The following is a 15,454-nucleotide window of genomic DNA, read 5'->3' as shown; positions in this document are numbered from 1 at the left end:
TGTGAACATGGATGTGGAACACCTCGAAACCCTGCTTGCGGTAGTTGATGCGGGAAGCTTCGATGATGCCTCGATTGATCTGGGAGTGACCGCTTCGGCCGTCAGCCAGCGCATCAAGGCCTTGGAGAACCGCCTGGGCGCAGTCCTGCTCGTCCGCAGTCGCCCGGTTAGGCCTACCGAGCATGGACTGAAAGTTCTGCGCTATGCGCGACAGATGACGCTGCTCAGTGCAGAGTTCTCCAAAGAGATAGCCTCCGAAAATCCGATCCCGATCGCCATTGGAGTCAACGCGGATTCGCTCTCCACTTGGTTCGGTCCGGTATTCTACGAGCTCGCGAAGTTCGAAGACCTCTCCTGTGAAATAGTGCGTACCGATGAAAACAGGGGACTGGAGCTACTTCGAACCGGTCGCGTCAGCGCCGTGGTCACCAATGCGGAGGAGAATATCCAGGGTTGCATCAGTGACAAACTGGGTGCACTGCGCTATCGCGCAGCCGCGCAAGCTTCGGTGGTCCAACGCCATGTACCTACTGGGGCCGTGGAAGAGCTCATTCGCACTCCGATGGTGGTCTTCGATCGTGAGGATCCCTTGCAGCATGAGATGCTCCAGCGGGTTGCCGGGGCTAAAGCGCGACCGGAAGGCCAAGTCCACCATGTTCCAGATTCCATGCAGTTCGTTGCGGCCATAGAAGCGGGGATGGGGTGGGGGATGATTCCAGAAACGCAGCTGCAGAAAGCCAGCGGGCTGCAGGTACTCAACGAGCAATGGTTTATCGATGTGCCACTGTATTTTCAGCGCTGGGCTGTGGACTCGCAGATCCTCGCGAGGATAGGTGGCATTTTGGTCACAGCCGCGAGACAGCAAGGCCTGCATTTGCTAGCCTGAGGTGGTCACCAGCAATCATTGCTTGGACCCGGACGAGGGAGCCGTACCCGGAGCGCGACAAGACGGCCAGAAAGTATCTGGCATGCATTGGGTAATTTTGATCGTTTCCGGACTATTCGAAGCGGTATGGGCCATCGCTCTTGGCATGAGCGAGGGGTTCTCCAAACTCGTTCCGACCATCGTCTTCTTCGCGGCGCTGGTTGTGTCCATGGGTGGACTGGCCTACGCCATGAAGGAAATTCCCGTCGGCACTGCATATGCCATCTGGGTAGGCATCGGAGCCTCGCTTGCCGTCATTTACTCGATGGCCACCGGACAGGAAGCCTTCAGCGTACTGAAGATGGTCTTCATTCTCGGATTGGTTGGTTGCATCATCGGCTTGAAAGCCGTCAGCCACTAATATCAAAAGCCGCCATTAAACAACTTCGCCGGCCCCCTCAGCAGGGGGCCGGCGATACGGCTATTTCCAGCCCGTTGTCATGAAAAAGCCGACCATCGCAATACCGAAGCCGACAACGATGTTCCAACCGCCGATATTCGGAATCGGGTACAGGGTCTGCGAAACGTAATAAACGATGATCCACAGCAAGCCCAGAAGCATCAGTCCGAACATGACTGGCTTGTACCAGCCCGGCATCGGCTTATCGATGGCATGGGCGCTCTGGCGCGTCTCCTGCGGCTGTGAATTCTTCTTGCGTCGTGGCTTTGACTCCGGCACTCGAATGCTCCCTCGGCTTCATCTGCTTAATGTAGTAAATGTGGGTGACCTTCAGGTCTTCCCGGTAGGCTTGGGTGCAAGAATGCTGAGAACTGCTTAGTGCATTCCTACGTAGCTTCCATACTAGCCGTTACCCGCTGGAACTCTGGGTTTTGGCCAGTATCGACCCATCTTAGTTGACCTATTTCGCGCATTTCTTTCCCTTAAGGAGCCAGACCGCCGTGAACCGATCAGCCACTGCGCAGGGACGTCGCATGCAGCACCGACGACCGTCGGCAGGAAACCGTATTGCCGGATTCTTTGGCGAACTGCTGATCACCCTTGGCATCTTGCTGATGCTCTACGTGGTGTGGGAACTGTGGTGGACGAATATCGACTCGGCCCAGGCCCAGAAGGAAGTCACCGCAAACCTCGTGCAAGAACTTGGCGAGGTCGTGGTGCCGGAAGGCAACGAGGAGGAAGAGGAGAAGGACTACGGTCCGGCTCCGGTCACGGAATTGGCTCCCGGAGAAACTTTCGGGATCATGTATTTCCCGCGCTTTGGCGCTAGCGGATCGCACCACCCGGTGACCTACGGAGTGGAAGACCACGTGATCGATAACCTCGGCATTGGCTATTACCCGACCACGCAGCAACCGGGGGAGCTGGGCAACTTCGCCGTAGCGGCCCACCGCCAGACCCATGGCCAGGTCTTCTGGGATATTGACAAGCTGCAAGACGGCGACAAGATCTATCTGCAGACTGCACAGGGGTATTACACCTACACCTGGTACGCCACCGAGATTGTGGCTCCATCCAATGGCGATGTCCTGTTGCCTACCCCGCACCAGTGGGGAGTGGAACCAACGAAGTCCATCTTGACCATGACCACCTGCCATCCGAAGTACTCGACCCAGCAACGCATGATCGCGTATTCGGAACTCACCGATTGGCGTCCTCTGGATGCAGGTCCGCCGAAGGAAATCCGTGACATGGTCATCGACGCAACGAGCTAGGAGAAGAGATGTACGCCTGGATATTTAGAAATCTGCCCGGCCCTTTGTGGCTTCGTATTTTTGAAGCATTGATTCTCATTGCCGCGATCGTGCTATTACTGATGATGTACGTTTTCCCATGGCTGAACCAGTACATCAGCCCATTCACCGATTCAACGATTGGCCAGAGCACCCCGTGAGCAGCACCAGGATCCTCGTGATCGATAATTACGACAGCTTTGTGTACACCCTCGTGGGTTACCTGCAGGAGCTGGGCGCGGAAACCACCGTATACCGCAACGACGATTTGAGCGTTGGGGAAGCAACCAAGTTGGCTGCGGAATACGACGGTGTGCTGATCTCCCCGGGCCCGGGCGAGCCTGCAGGAGCGGGTGTCAGCATCGATCTGATCAAGTGGTGCGGGCAGCAGCGCAAGCCAATGCTCGGTGTCTGCCTTGGGCATCAGGCGCTCGCTGAAGCCTATGGCGGCACGGTCACGCACGCCGAAGAACTAATGCACGGCAAGACCTCGCTGGTGAGCCACGAAAACCACCCGGTCTTCAACCAGGTAGCCAACCCCTTCACCGCAACGCGCTACCACTCCCTGGCAGCCGTACGCGAGAGCATCCCTGCTGAGCTTGAAATCATCGCTGCTACCGCCGGGGGAGTCATCATGGGGCTGGCGCACCGGGAAGCACCACTATGGGGCCTGCAGTACCACCCAGAGTCGGTGCTGACCGAGCAGGGATACCAGATGCTGGGCAATTGGCTGGAATTCGTAGGACTTCAGGGGGCAGCCAAGAAGGCCACGACCCTGAGCCCGCTCTTCAGCGGAGAGTAGCCTAGCAGCCTATCGGTCGCGCCCGTTTTCCCGTGGCGGGTTAGTCCGATCTGGCGGGCCGTTCCCATTGGAAGGAGCCGGAGCGTCACTGGTAGGCGAAGCACTGTCGGACGGATCATCGGATTCTTCTGAATCTGGAGATTCGGTCTCGCTGGGCGATGGTTCTTCACTTGGTTCTGGTGCCGGCGGAGCCTTGGCCACAGAAATCTTCACCAGGCTTCCCTGAGCCACGTCCTCGGAGGCCTCGGGGGACTGCTTGAACAAGGTTCCCTCAGGGTAGTCGTCGGTTGCCACCTCATCGAACTGAACTTCCAACCCGATGTCGTCCGCAGAGAGCTTCTCTTCAGCTTCCTCACGGCTCATCTCGGTAACGACCGGAACGGTCACCATGCCGGTAGAAAGGATCAGGTCGACTTCGCTGCCGGCCTTCACCTTGGAGCCCAGCTCCGGGCTGGTGCCAATAACCCAGTCGGTTGGAATGGTTGCAGAGTTCTCCCGGCTGACTTCACCCACTTCGAGGCCAGCTTCACGCAGGGCATCGCGGGCAGCCGTCTCGGACTGGTTCGCCAGATCCTTGGGAATCGTGCGCTGTTCCGAACCATCGGAAATGAACAGCGCAACCGTGGATTCCTTGGAAACCATGGACCCTTCTGCCGGGTCGGTTCGGGTCGCCTTGCCCTGCTCTACTTCATCACTGAATTCCCGCTCTACACGCACCTGGAAGGTGGAATCGCGCAGCAATTCACGTGCGTCGTCTTCGGACATCTCCAGGACCTTGGGCACAGCAACTGGGGCACGCTTTTCAGCCTCGGCCTGGATCGAGCGGATCACCAGGAAACTGGCGATACCCACAGCGATCAGGGCAATGATGGTCAGCAGGATGATCAGGCCGCGGTTGGACTTGTGCCGTGCAGGGGCCTCGGGAGCCTCATCTTCGACGAAGACCGGGTGCTGGCTGGTGCCTGGCGCTGACTGCGCGATGAACCCGGTTTCAGTCTCGCCGTGCATGCCGTATATCGGCAAGGTGTAGGTTGATGGTGCCGGTTCGTCATCATGGAATTCAATGCCGTTCAGTGCATCTTCCAACGCAGCCGCGAAAGCGCCTGCGCTCTGGAAACGGTCATCGCGTTCCTTGGACAGAACCTTGGAAACGATCGGGTCGAAGATCGGGTCAACGTCGTGCTTGACCTCGCTGGGCGCTGACGGAATCTCGCCAACGTGCTGGTACGCGACCGAAACCGGCGAATCACCGGTGAACGGGGGGCGCTGGGTCATCAGCTCGTAGAACAGGCAGCCAACAGAGTAGATATCCGAACGGAAATCGACCTGTTCGCCGCGTGCCTGCTCAGGAGAGAAGTACTGGGCGGTTCCCACCACAGCGGCGGTCTGCGTCATTGTCGCCGATGTGTCCAAGGCACGGGCTATGCCGAAGTCCATCAGCTTCACGTGGCCGGCATCGGTCACCATCACGTTGGCCGGCTTGATGTCGCGGTGGACGACATTGTTATTGTGCGAATGATCCAGGGCATTGCATACGCCGCGGGTGACGTGCACAGCGAAGGAAGCGTCGACATCGCCCGAAGCGATCACCTGCTTCAGAGTCCGGCCGGTCACGTATTCCATGACCATGAAGGGCAAGCGCTCACGGCTATGATCGGTAGCAGGCAGCTCGCCGGTGTCGTAGACGGCAACGATATTCGGATGGCTCAGGCCCGCGACGGCCTTGGCTTCACGGCGGAATCGATTGACCACCATGGGGTTGCTTGCGGTATCCGGGCGCAGCACCTTGACCGCGACCTTGCGCGAAAGCACATGGTCGGTGGCAAGATAGACATCCGCCATGCCGCCGCGGCCTACCAGCGATTCGATCTCGTAGCGATCGTTGATCAACCGTGGCAAGCCGGGGGGCAAGGCTTCGACTTCACTCATGGCGCTTCGCTTTGGTCCGGCTCTGCAGCTTCTGGGGATTCAGATGCCGACGGGGTAGCGGACTCGGATGCTTCGGGTTCTTCTGGGCCCATGGAAATATCCAGGGTCACCGTGGTGCCCGGCTCTACTTCGCTGCCGGCTGGAACGTCCTGCGCAAGCACCGTGCCAGCGACCGAAGAGTCATGGCGTTCCTCGCCCTTGGCCACGGCCAGCCCAGCGTCCTGGATGCGCTTCTGCGCAGCTTCGTAGCCCATGCCGGTTACCGAAGGAACGCCAACGGTTTCGGGAGCCATGGCGTAGGTAATCGAAATGGTTTCGCCCTTTTCGACGCTGCCGGTCGGGTTCAGCGAAATGACTTCGCGTGGGTCGTACTCATTGGTTTCCTGCGGGGTCGCGTCAACGACGAGGCCCTTGCCCTCAAGCTCTGCCGTCACGGTGTCGATATCCTGGCCCACCAGCGAGGCCGGAACCTCTACGTAGGTCACGGTTTCACTCGGGGTCGGGGAAGAGGACTCGGAGGTCTCCGATGCTTCGGTGGTTTCTTCCGAAGGATCGGTGGATTCCTCGGTCGGAGAAGGGGATTGGGAAACATCGGTGCTCTGCGTGACCGAAGCCGTCGGCTGATTGTCCTTGTCGCTGCTCATGGCAGGGATCAGCCACGCCAGCAAGGCAATCACGGCGGCCAGCGCGATGATCACGATCAGCGGGACCAGCCAAGGGCTGCGTTTGGCCCCGGCCTCGCCAGCCGGATCCTGGGTATCCACGTCCTCGTCATCGAATCCGCCGGCTGCGGCACTGGACCCGGAGAAACCGCTGGTAGCGCCGGCAGGTTCCACCACGGTTGGCATCGCATTGGTCATTGTCGGCGCGGAATCAGCACGCGGCACCACCTGGGTGGCGTCGTTACCCATGTTGACCACTTGAGTTGCGTCGGTGGCGATACCGGTGGCCAGCATGCCGGGAACGGCCAAGGTCGCGGTATTGGTATCACCGGAGCGCAGTGCATCGGCGGCCTTCGCCAGCGCCGTTGCGTCCTTCGGGCGATCCGACGGGTTCTTGGCCAGCATCGACATGATCAGCTGGCGTACCGGTGCCGGGATGGTGTCCGGCAGCGCCGGGGGAGCATCGTTGACCTGTGCCAGGGCGATGGCGATCTGCGATTCGCCGGTGAACGGGCGGCGTCCTGCCAGGCACTCGTAGCCGATCACGCCCAAGGCGTAGATGTCAGAGCTGCCGGTGGCGATCTGCCCGGTGGCCTGTTCCGGGGCCAAGTACTGGGCGGTTCCCATTACCTGCCCGGTGGCGGTCAGCGGAACCTGGTCAGCAAGCCGGGCAATGCCGAAGTCGGTGATCTTCACGACGCCCGAAGGCATCACCAGGATGTTACCCGGCTTCACATCGCGGTGCACCAGGCCGTGCTCGTGGGCTGCTGCCAGCGCGCGGGCGGTCTGCGCGATCAGCGAGAGCGTACAGGTCCACGTCGAGCTTGCGCTCGCGCTCGATAATGGTGGACAGCGGCGGGCCGGGAACCAGTTCCATCACCAGATAGGCGGAGCCCTGTTCCTCGCCGTAGTCGAAGACGCCAGCGATGCCAGGGTGGTTCAGCAGCGCGGTGTGGCGTGCTTCCACGCGGAAACGCGTCAGGAAGCTCTCATTATCGGTGTATTCCTCTTTGAGGATCTTGATCGCTACCAGACGTCCTAGGACCTGGTCTCGTGCCTTCCAAACTTCGCCCATGCCACCGATCGCAATGCGGTCGGTCAGCTTGTAACGACCGCCCAAGGTGGTGCCGGTTACTGGCCTCACTTGTTGAACACCGCCTCTAACATCGTCTTCATAAGTGCACCTGCCGTGTTGTGGCCGGTGTTGTAATCTACGTCTTGAATATTGACCGTGATGGCAACCTGCGGATCATCGGCCGGTGCGAAACCGGTCATCCAGGAGTTCACCATGCGGACTCCGTTCTCTGACGGTCGCTGCGAGGTGCCGGTCTTGGCTCGGAAATCCACGCCGGGAACGCGGGCATTCATGGCCGTACCGCTCACAACCGGGCCTTCCATCAGCTCGGTGAGCTGTTCGGCAACTTCCGGGGTGGTGGCCGTGGAGAACTTCTCCGGCTTCGGGTCCTCGATAACTCGAAGATCCGGCGCGATGACCTTGCCGATCAAATTCGGCTTCATGATCACGCCGTCATTGGCGATGGCCATGGCGGCCATGTTCATCTGCAGCGGAGTAGCCTTGTTTTCCCATTCGCCGATTGCCATCTGCGCCATCTGCGCTTCATTGGCCTCAGCAGAAGGGAACTCGCTTGGAACAACATTCTGCGGGATGCTCAGCTGCTGCCCGTAGCCGAAGCGTTCGGCAACCTCGGTGAAGGCATCCTTCCCGACGGTTTGGCTGATTTCCATGAACGGGGTGTTGCAGCTCTGGGCAAAGATGAACTCGAGCTTTGCCCGGGTATCGCGCGCGCAGATGCCCTCACTGAAGTTGTTCATCTGCCTAGTCGAATGCGGATAATTCACCGACACCGGATTGTCGATGGGGGTTTCCATATCGAACTTGCCTGATTCCAGGGCCGCAACGGTGCTGAGGATCTTGAACGAGGAACCTGGGGTCACCGGGTTGCTGATGGCCGGGTTCCGGTAGGGGCTCAAGCCGTCGGTGTTGCTGATGTCCTTCAGGTTCTGGGCCGCCTGGGAGGTCGAGTGCACCGCCAGCAGGTTGGTGTTGTAGCTTGGCTTGGAAGCCATCGCCAGGATGTCACCGGTCTTCGGATTGGTCACGATGATCGTGGCCTTCAAGTCGTCAGGAATCGCTTCGAAGGCAGTCTTCTGCAACTGCCCGTCAATGGTCAGCTCAACCGAGGCGCCTTCGGAACGGGTACCGGTGAACATGGCCGACAAGCGGTCAAAGAGCAGATCCGAGCTCGTGCCGGTCAGCCAGTCGTTCAGCTGCGATTCGAGCTGGGTGGTGCCATTCGCGAGCGAATAGTAGCCAGTCAGGTGGGCGTAGGTTTTCGCGTCGTGGTAAACACGCTGGAATTCGAACTGGCCATCATCGGTCGGAACGGATTCGGCAATCGGCTTGCCGTCGACCAGGATCGCGCCGCGGGGCAGGTCGAACTCGCGGTAGAGTTCGCGCTTGTTCAGCGCATTCTCCGAGAGCGGCTTGGCGTCGAAGAACTGGATGTAGCTCAGTCCACCCAGGCAGATGACGAACAGGACGGTTAGCGCAACCCAAACGCGCTTGATTGCATGATTCACTTTTTCGTCACCGCCTTGGTGCTGGAGGTAAGGGCCGTGCTGGCACTTGCAAATTCATCGGTTGGTCCTACGCCGCCAGTCTTCGGGCGGCGCGAGTTGTGGGAGATCAGGAGCAGCAACGCGATGATGATCCAGTTCGCCAGCAGCGATGAGCCGCCGGCGGCCATAAATGGCGTTGCCAGGCCGGTCAGCGGGATCAGCCGGGTGACGCCTCCGATGATCACGATGCATTGCAGGCCCAGGGTGAAGGACAGGCCTGCAGCCAGTAGCTTGCCGAAGGTATCGGCCGAGCCCAAGGCGGCCCGCAAGCCACGGGAGACCAGCAGCATGTAGAGCAGGATGATCGCGGCCACGCCGATCAGGCCAATTTCTTCGCCGAAGGAGGCAATGATCATGTCGGAGTTGGCCAGCGGAACACGGTAGGGGGAACCCGCGCCCAGGCCGGTGCCGAACAAGCCACCGTCAGCCATGCCGAATAAGCCTTCTACGATCTGCATGCTGCCACCCTTGGCCTGGTAGATCGCAGGGTCAAAGGCGTTGAGCCAGACGTCCAGGCGGCGGGTCACGTGGCCCATGGTCAGGCCCGCGACGATGCCTCCGGCGACAACCATCAAGGCACCGATGAGCACCCAGGAAATACGCGCGGTTGCCACGTAGATCATCACGATGAACAGGCCGAAGAAGAGGATCGCGGAACCGAGGTCTCGCTGCACCACGAGCACGCCGATGGAGAGCAGCCAAGCGATAACCATCGGAGCCATATCCCGCAGGCGGGGCAGCTGCAGCGGTCCGAACTTGCGGCCAGCCATCAGGATCAAGTCGCGGTTCGACGAGAGATAACCGGCGAAGAAGATCGACAAGGTGATCTTCGCGAGTTCGCCTGGCTGCAGCGAGAACATGCCCATGCGGATCCAAATGCGGGCACCGTTGATCGTGACACCCAGTTTGGGAATCAACGGAAGCAGGAGCAATACGACCGATAGCAGCAGGGCGATATAGGTAAACCGACGCAGCAGGCGGTGGTCCTTGATTGCCCAGAGAACGACCGAAGCAATGACGATGGCAATGGCAGTCCAGAGCAGCTGGCGCGCCGACTGGGACGTTCCTTTAGCCAGGTCAATGCGGTGAATCATGGCTAAGCCAAGGGAGTTCAACGCAATCGTAATCGGAAGTATTACTGGATCGGCATATTTGGCGAAGATGCGCAGCAGCACATGAACCGTCAGGGATAGTGCCGCCAGGATGCCCATCTGCACGTAGAAGTCGGTGTTGTCGACATCCTCGGTGGAGCTGCCCACCAGATAGAACGCGGCACCGCCCACGCAGAGGGCCAGCAGCACCAGCAGCAGCTCGAAGATTGCGCCGAGGCACCGGTGCGGTTTGCACTTCGGTCATTGCATTATCTCCTGGCAGTAGGCGGGCAGTTCGAGCTGGTTGGCGGAATCCGAGGATCCGGGAACGGTGACCGGGCAGTTCTGCTTCGCGGTGACCAGGAGTTCCTGGATGATCATCTGGGCATGCTGCTGGTTCTCTGCCGAGATGGTCGATTCAACGCGGTGGCGTGAATACTCCGGCAGGGCTTCGAGCGGCACCTTGCTGACTGTGTCGACCTCGGAGAGCGAAATCGGTCCGAGCTCCTGGGGAACGCCCTTGTAGATTGCGACCTTTCCATCGACAGTGCCAACAAAGTACTGGGTCTGGGTCCACATGTAGCCCCAGACGCCCAGGGCAATGACGAAGAAAGCCGTCAAGGTCAGCAGGATCGGCATCATCCAACGGCGCTGCTGCACCGGAGCATCCAGTGGATCCAGCACCTCGCCGGCCGCCGGGGAACGGTGGGTCAGCAAGGCAGCTGCACGGCGTTCGCCGGTGTGCTGGGTCACCACCGGGATCTGGCCGGTTTGCGTCGCAAGCTGGGCGGCGCCCACCAGCAGGTGGGGACGCTGGGAAATCTCATGGCGGAGCAGCGAAGCGCTGGCTTCGACATCGCCTTCGGCGGCAATGGTGAGCTGGCCGGTATCCGGTGCGGGTTCTGGTTCGGCGGGCGCTTCGCCTTCGACGACAGCGTTTTCGACAACCTCGAACATCACCACGGTGACGTTATCCGGCGCACCATTCTTCAAGGTGATGGCAACCAGGTCGTTGACCGCTTCATCCATATCGGCGGTAGTGCGGATGATCTGCTCGATTACCGGAACCGGCACCGCGTCGGTGAGTCCGTCAGAGCACAGCATCCAGCGTTCGCCGGGTTCTGCCTCGAATTGGTCGACATCGAGTTCCGGGGAGGCATCCGAGTCGCCCAGCACGCGCAAGAGCACGTTCTTATGCGGGTGGACCTCGGCCTCGGCCGGCTTGATGCGGCCTTCGTCGACCAGTCGCTGCACGAAGGTATGGTCCTTGCTGATCTGCTCGAAGACCCCGTGCTTCAAGCGGTAGGCGCGGGAGTCGCCGATGTGCGCCATGTGCAGGGTACTTCCCGAGAGCAGCAGGGAAGTGACGGTGGTACCCATCCCCGAAAGCTTCGGGTTGGCGCCGACGAGTTCATTCAGCACCAAATTGGCGGCCTGGATCTCATCCGGCAGGGCATTTTGCGGATCTGCGGTGCCATCGTGGTCCAGATGCACCAAATCAAGCACGGTGGAGGCTGACGCCACGTCACCGCCGACGTGTCCGCCCATGCCATCGGCAAGCACCGCGAGGTACGCGCCGGCGTAGGCGGAGTCGTCATTCTTCTTGCGAACCCGCCCCACGTCGGATTTCGCAGCAAATTTTAGTTTGAGGGCCATAGGCTAGGGCTTCAATTCCAGGACAGTCTTTCCGATGCGGATTCGCTGGCCGGGCTCCACTGCCTGGGCGCGTGAGAGCTGGTTGTCACCCACGAAGGTGCCGTTAGTTGAGCCGAGATCTTCAATGAACCAGCGCGATCCCTGCGGGAACAGGCGGGCATGGCGTCCCGAAGCGTAGTCATCATCGAGAACGACGGTGGCATCCTGAGCTCGCCCGAACATGATCGGTTGGCCGCGGAGGGGAATGCTGCTGCCGGCCAGTGGGCCCTCAACAACTTCCAATGACGTGGCGGCCTTGCGCGCAGGCACTTCTGGTTCCGCCAGCTCTGGATTCTTCTTCAGTTCCCGAGCGCTGGGCTTGCCGGTGCGTGCCCGCGATCCGATGGCCAAGTCGCGGCGCATCGATCCGACAACGCTTAATACGAGCAGCCAGATGAGGACCAAAAAGCCCAATCGGAACAAGCTTAGAACCAGGTCGTTCACGCGCGGCCTCCGTTGTTCGAGGTAATCAGCCGAAAGACGATTTTTGTCTGTCCGATAGTAATGATCGAACCGTCAAATATACGGGTTTCTTCCGAAATCTTCTTGCCGTCCACGTAGGTTCCATTGGTTGAACCCAGATCGGTGACGACGAAACTGGTTTTGCCACGGGTTTCGACGCGCACATGCTGGCGGGAAACGCCGGAATCATCCACGGGAATATCGGTGCTGGCCGAACGGCCCAGCACGATGGAGTGGTGATGCAGGGCGTAGCGCTGTCCAGCGACCTCAAGAATTGCCTGCTTCTGCATGGGCTTCTTGGGGATCTCTGCAATCGGACGGACCGATGGACGTGGCTGTGCGGTTGTCGGCGGGGTGGCGGATGGCGCTGCGGGCGCTGCTGCTCGCTCTTTTACCGGAGCCGAGGCTGCTGGGCGCGAGCTGGACTCCTTGACCGAGCTGGCAATCTCCATTTCTCCGGGCTTGAAATCGTCCTTGGAAACAAAATGGATCGTGATGTCGCCGTGGACCGAGTAGTCCTGGGCTGCCGCATGCTCAGCGGTGACCTTTGCCATTTCGTTGACGACGCCCCGCCCCCAACCCTGCGCGGTGTTGTAGTCCTTGGTGCTCAGCGAGACAACGAAGTCATTGGCTGCAAGGCTGCGGCCCTCGCTGATTGGCATGATTCCGCGGTCCATGTCATTGCGTAGCGCGGTAGTCAGTTCGACTGGCTTGAGATCTGCGGTGCTGGTGCCACGAAAGAAGCTAGTGACGACCTTCTCTAAGCCGCGTTCGACATTGTCGAGAAAGCCCATTATTCGTGCTCCTTCCTTAGGGTCCATGGCTGGTTATTGCGAGCCTGCATTCACGCCGTCCAAGCTGTGAACACAGAACTTCATATTCGATCTTACTGTTTTCAGCTGTGCAAATGCCGAAAAATCCTTGAGCGGCTCAAGTGCGTCAATATCAACGATAAATGCCCCAAAAAGGTTTCCCATGTGTCCCTAACCACAAATCAGGGTTTCGATTAGGTGAACGGAAAATGAGTGTGTAAGCTATTTCTTGTTGCAAAGAACGATGGCAACGAAAACAGAATATGCGCGAGTGGCGGAATTGGTAGACGCGCTGGCTTCAGGTGCCAGTGATCGCAAGGTCGTGGGGGTTCAAGTCCCCCCTCGCGCACAAATGGAAAATAACCCTTGATCTTCGGATCGAGGGTTATTTTTTTGTTTAAAAGAGCAACTGAATCGTTATCTTGCAGGGTGTGTCAGTTTGCCGGTGGCGCGCTGACATTGACGCCCCGGCGCTTGAGCAGGGCGGCCAGTACGCCATCGCCTGCAACGAGTTTTCCGGTGTGCGAGCCATCGTAGATGGTGCCGCAGCCGCACGAGGGGCTGCGATCCTGCAGGATCGCCTCGGTGATTCCCTGGTGCTGGACTAGATCCGAAACCTTCTGGGCACCAGCTATGAACTGCCCGCTGATGTCCTCGCCGTTGATGTCGATCACGCAGGCCCGGCCTTCCAGCACGTCGTGGCCATCGCCACCGACAATCTCCGCTGGCGGGCGCGGAGTAGGGAGCTCGCCCAATTCCTCAGCGCAGGCCGCAACGGCTTCTCCTCGTGCCACGGCCTCGACGATGGCAGGGTTTGCCTTCGCCTTGCCGTTGTAGCGGCAAGGGATGCCGGCCAGGCAGGAACTAACGAGCAGCGGAGGTTGGGTCATAACAGCAGTCTAGCCACGTGGAAGCGCAATGCCGCCGTGCCATAGACTGCCCTTGGACAACGGAGAAGGGGGATTCCCATGGCGGTATCCAATGAGATATTCGAACTGAATGGAACTGCAGATCTGGTCATCGATCGGAAGATAATCAGGCTCGACCAGGAATCCAGCGACAAGTTGCCAAGCCGCGGACAGGTTGCGGTGGAACTTCTCCAGGCGCATGAAGGCCACGTGGTCGTAATAGATCCCGACGGGCGCCGAGGCCACTGGTTGGCCCTCGATGGACAGGGCGCGCCCCAGCTGTTGGCCGAGGCGGGGGATCAAGTGGAATTGACCGCCCGGGTCGCTAGAACCTGGCCGGAAACAGGGATTCCGCAAGACCTGGCCAGTGCCCTGGGCGAGGCTGGGGATCTGGATGAGTTGTGGGCAGGGCTCACTGCCATGGCCCGCTGGGAATGGGTACGCTGGATCGGTGCGACCAAGAACCCTTCCACGCGCGAACGCCGAGTGGAGGCCAGTATTTCCAAGCTGCGTGATGGCAAGCGCCGGCCGTGCTGCTTTGATTTGTCCTCATGCACCGATCCCGAAGTTTCGAAGAGCGGAAAGCTAATCCAGTAGCACCCAGCTGCGCGCGGCGGATTCGATGCCGGTGCCCGGTGGGGTTGCCGGGCCGGTAATGAGGCCCAGCACTCCGCTGGACATGACGATCAGGCCCAAAGCAATCAGCAGGGCGATGGCGGCAGTGACCTTGGCAGGCCATTTATGCATGTTCACCGGCTAGTCTCCTTTGTTGCCCAGCGTCGATCCGCGGACAATCAACGAACTGGGCAGCATTGTCTGCAGTGGGTCAGGGGTTTTTCCATCGAGCAGCGCGCGCAGCTTCAATGCGGCCTGGCGCCCGCCTTCCTGGGCGTTGAGCTGCACGGAAGTGATGGAAGGGCTGGACGTCGCCGAGTAGGGAAGGTCGTCGAATCCGGCCACCGCAAGCTGCTGCGGAATGCGGATACCAAGCAGGCGCGAAGCATGCAGCACGCCGAAAGCGTGGTTATCGGTTGCGCAGCCCAGTGCGGTCACGCCCGATTCATGCCACTTGGGCCAATGCTGGCCAAAGGCTGCTGAAGCCGCAGTGACGTCGATCATCGAGCTGGCAACAGAAGTTGGCAGGACTTCGATGCCGTACTCCCTTGACGCCGCTAGGAAGGCCTCTCGGCGCACTGCCAGGGTCTCGGTGCCGGTGCTGGCATCCAGGTAGGCGGCATTGGTGTGTCCCTGCGCAGCGAAATGGGCTACGACTTCCCGCGCTCCTTGGGCGACATCCATATTCACGGCAGGAATCGATGGATCGATGCCCGGGGCATCCAGGGCCACCAGCGGGAGGTTGCTCGAAATTTCCTCGAGGAAATCCTGGCTTGGGGCATGGACCAGCAGCCCGGCCGGACGGAGGCCCATGATCTTCCTTGTTTCGCTGGCGCTGGGGGAGACGCCGGCATCCGTGACCGAGAGCAGGAGCTGGTAGTCGCTAGCCAATACCGAGCGCACGCCAGCGATCACCTTGGCAAAGAAGGGGTTGGAGATATCCGGGGCCACCAGGACCACCAGTGAGCTGACGCCCTTGGCCAGCGAGCTGCCGATGCTGTCGACGAAGTAGCCCAGTTCGCGAATTGATTCACGCACGCGCTGCTCATTCGCGGCCGAGACCCGGCCTGCGGACTTCCCGTTGGCAACAAGAGAGACCGTTGCGGTGGAAACGCCGGCGTGTTCGGCTACCATCGCTGCGGTCACGCGGCGTGGAGCGCGCGAGTTGCCGGACTTCTCACCATTCTTCATGGCTCCATCGTAGTCGGAGTTGTGACACGC

Annotated in this window: 15 protein-coding genes, 1 tRNA gene, 2 pseudogenes and 1 riboswitch; of the genes and pseudogenes, 7 read left to right on the top strand and 11 right to left on the bottom strand. The window is 60.0% G+C overall.

Annotated elements, in window-relative coordinates; all coding sequences use genetic code 11:
• The first annotated feature begins 7 nt into the window (after nucleotides 1-7).
• Together ACP3TE_RS07090 and ACP3TE_RS07085 are read left to right on the top strand one after the other, a co-directional pair.
• The gene (locus ACP3TE_RS07090; RefSeq protein ID WP_105658680.1) at nucleotides 8-886 is read left to right on the top strand and encodes an ArgP/LysG family DNA-binding transcriptional regulator; all 879 of its coding nucleotides are present in this window, start codon (nucleotides 8-10) and stop codon (nucleotides 884-886) included.
• Nucleotides 887-891: 5 nt separating this feature from the next.
• A riboswitch (guanidine-III (ykkC-III) riboswitch) is annotated at nucleotides 892-957 on the top strand.
• A gap of 11 nt (nucleotides 958-968) precedes the next feature.
• Nucleotides 969-1,286 (top strand): DMT family transporter, encoded by a 318-nt coding sequence (locus ACP3TE_RS07085; protein WP_105658679.1) that lies wholly within the window; start codon nucleotides 969-971, stop codon nucleotides 1,284-1,286.
• Between the two features lie 60 nt (nucleotides 1,287-1,346).
• On the opposite strand, the gene ACP3TE_RS07080 is transcribed toward ACP3TE_RS07085, so the two are convergent.
• Nucleotides 1,347-1,604, bottom strand: coding sequence for a cell division protein CrgA (locus ACP3TE_RS07080; RefSeq protein ID WP_105658678.1), 258 nt, complete (start codon nucleotides 1,602-1,604; stop codon nucleotides 1,347-1,349).
• Nucleotides 1,605-1,825: 221 nt separating this feature from the next.
• Here ACP3TE_RS07080 and ACP3TE_RS07075 point away from each other — a divergent pair, with 221 nt between their 5' ends.
• From ACP3TE_RS07075 to ACP3TE_RS07065, 3 genes are read left to right on the top strand one after another with little or no spacing between them, the layout of a single operon-like run.
• Nucleotides 1,826-2,599 carry a class E sortase gene (locus ACP3TE_RS07075; RefSeq protein ID WP_105658677.1) on the top strand — a complete coding sequence of 258 codons (774 nt, stop codon included), beginning with the start codon at nucleotides 1,826-1,828 and terminating at the stop codon, nucleotides 2,597-2,599.
• An 8-nt stretch (nucleotides 2,600-2,607) separates the two neighbouring features.
• The gene (locus ACP3TE_RS07070; protein WP_013347422.1) at nucleotides 2,608-2,778 is read left to right on the top strand and encodes a hypothetical protein; all 171 of its coding nucleotides are present in this window, start codon (nucleotides 2,608-2,610) and stop codon (nucleotides 2,776-2,778) included.
• Nucleotides 2,775-3,419, top strand: coding sequence for an anthranilate synthase component II (locus ACP3TE_RS07065; RefSeq protein WP_105658676.1), 645 nt, complete (start codon nucleotides 2,775-2,777; stop codon nucleotides 3,417-3,419). The genes ACP3TE_RS07070 and ACP3TE_RS07065 overlap by 4 nt, the downstream gene beginning before the upstream one ends.
• A gap of 9 nt (nucleotides 3,420-3,428) precedes the next feature.
• Here the strand turns inward: ACP3TE_RS07065 and pknB are convergent, their stop codons facing one another.
• The 7 genes and pseudogenes from pknB to ACP3TE_RS07030 form a co-directional block, all read right to left on the bottom strand.
• Nucleotides 3,429-5,348, bottom strand: coding sequence for a Stk1 family PASTA domain-containing Ser/Thr kinase (pknB, locus tag ACP3TE_RS07060; RefSeq protein WP_105662198.1), 1,920 nt, complete (start codon nucleotides 5,346-5,348; stop codon nucleotides 3,429-3,431).
• Nucleotides 5,345-7,154, bottom strand: a pseudogene (locus ACP3TE_RS07055) (protein kinase domain-containing protein). Before ACP3TE_RS07055 ends, pknB begins: the two are co-directional and overlap by 4 nt.
• A complete protein-coding gene (locus ACP3TE_RS07050; protein WP_105658673.1) occupies nucleotides 7,151-8,611 on the bottom strand; it encodes a peptidoglycan D,D-transpeptidase FtsI family protein in 1,461 nt (486 codons plus the stop codon). Before ACP3TE_RS07050 ends, ACP3TE_RS07055 begins: the two are co-directional and overlap by 4 nt.
• Nucleotides 8,608-10,006, bottom strand: a pseudogene (locus ACP3TE_RS07045) (FtsW/RodA/SpoVE family cell cycle protein). The gene ACP3TE_RS07050 and the pseudogene ACP3TE_RS07045 overlap by 4 nt, the downstream one beginning before the upstream one ends.
• Nucleotides 10,003-11,397, bottom strand: a complete 1,395-nt coding sequence (locus ACP3TE_RS07040) for a PP2C family protein-serine/threonine phosphatase (protein ID WP_105658671.1) — start codon at nucleotides 11,395-11,397, stop codon at nucleotides 10,003-10,005. The pseudogene ACP3TE_RS07045 and the gene ACP3TE_RS07040 overlap by 4 nt, the downstream one beginning before the upstream one ends.
• Nucleotides 11,398-11,400: 3 nt before the next feature.
• On the bottom strand, nucleotides 11,401-11,880 hold the full coding sequence (locus tag ACP3TE_RS07035; protein ID WP_105658670.1) for an FHA domain-containing protein FhaB/FipA: 480 nt from the start codon (nucleotides 11,878-11,880) through the stop codon (nucleotides 11,401-11,403).
• Nucleotides 11,877-12,692, bottom strand: a complete 816-nt coding sequence (locus ACP3TE_RS07030) for an FhaA domain-containing protein (RefSeq protein WP_181148929.1) — start codon at nucleotides 12,690-12,692, stop codon at nucleotides 11,877-11,879. The genes ACP3TE_RS07035 and ACP3TE_RS07030 overlap by 4 nt, the downstream gene beginning before the upstream one ends.
• 283 nt (nucleotides 12,693-12,975) lie before the next feature.
• Between ACP3TE_RS07030 and ACP3TE_RS07025 the strand changes: the two genes are divergently transcribed.
• Nucleotides 12,976-13,059 (top strand) — tRNA-Leu (locus ACP3TE_RS07025).
• An 85-nt stretch (nucleotides 13,060-13,144) separates the two neighbouring features.
• Here ACP3TE_RS07025 and ACP3TE_RS07020 read toward each other — a convergent pair.
• Nucleotides 13,145-13,600 carry a DUF523 domain-containing protein gene (locus ACP3TE_RS07020; RefSeq protein ID WP_133833747.1) on the bottom strand — a complete coding sequence of 152 codons (456 nt, stop codon included), beginning with the start codon at nucleotides 13,598-13,600 and terminating at the stop codon, nucleotides 13,145-13,147.
• A gap of 78 nt (nucleotides 13,601-13,678) precedes the next feature.
• Between ACP3TE_RS07020 and ACP3TE_RS07015 the strand changes: the two genes are divergently transcribed.
• Nucleotides 13,679-14,215, top strand: coding sequence for a YdeI/OmpD-associated family protein (locus ACP3TE_RS07015; protein ID WP_426735859.1), 537 nt, complete (start codon nucleotides 13,679-13,681; stop codon nucleotides 14,213-14,215).
• Here the strand turns inward: ACP3TE_RS07015 and ACP3TE_RS07010 are convergent.
• Nucleotides 14,204-14,371 carry a hypothetical protein gene (locus ACP3TE_RS07010; RefSeq protein ID WP_166650740.1) on the bottom strand — a complete coding sequence of 56 codons (168 nt, stop codon included), beginning with the start codon at nucleotides 14,369-14,371 and terminating at the stop codon, nucleotides 14,204-14,206. The two genes, ACP3TE_RS07015 and ACP3TE_RS07010, sit on opposite strands and share 12 nt — an antisense overlap.
• A 3-nt stretch (nucleotides 14,372-14,374) precedes the next feature.
• The gene (locus tag ACP3TE_RS07005; protein ID WP_426735858.1) at nucleotides 14,375-15,424 is read right to left on the bottom strand and encodes a LacI family DNA-binding transcriptional regulator; all 1,050 of its coding nucleotides are present in this window, start codon (nucleotides 15,422-15,424) and stop codon (nucleotides 14,375-14,377) included.
• Nucleotides 15,425-15,454: the final 30 nt, after the last annotated feature.

This window comes from Glutamicibacter sp. 2E12 (assembly GCF_050030965.1).
Classification (GTDB): Bacteria; Actinomycetota; Actinomycetes; order Actinomycetales; family Micrococcaceae; genus Glutamicibacter.
This window is presented reverse-complemented; position numbering and strand designations above follow the sequence as displayed.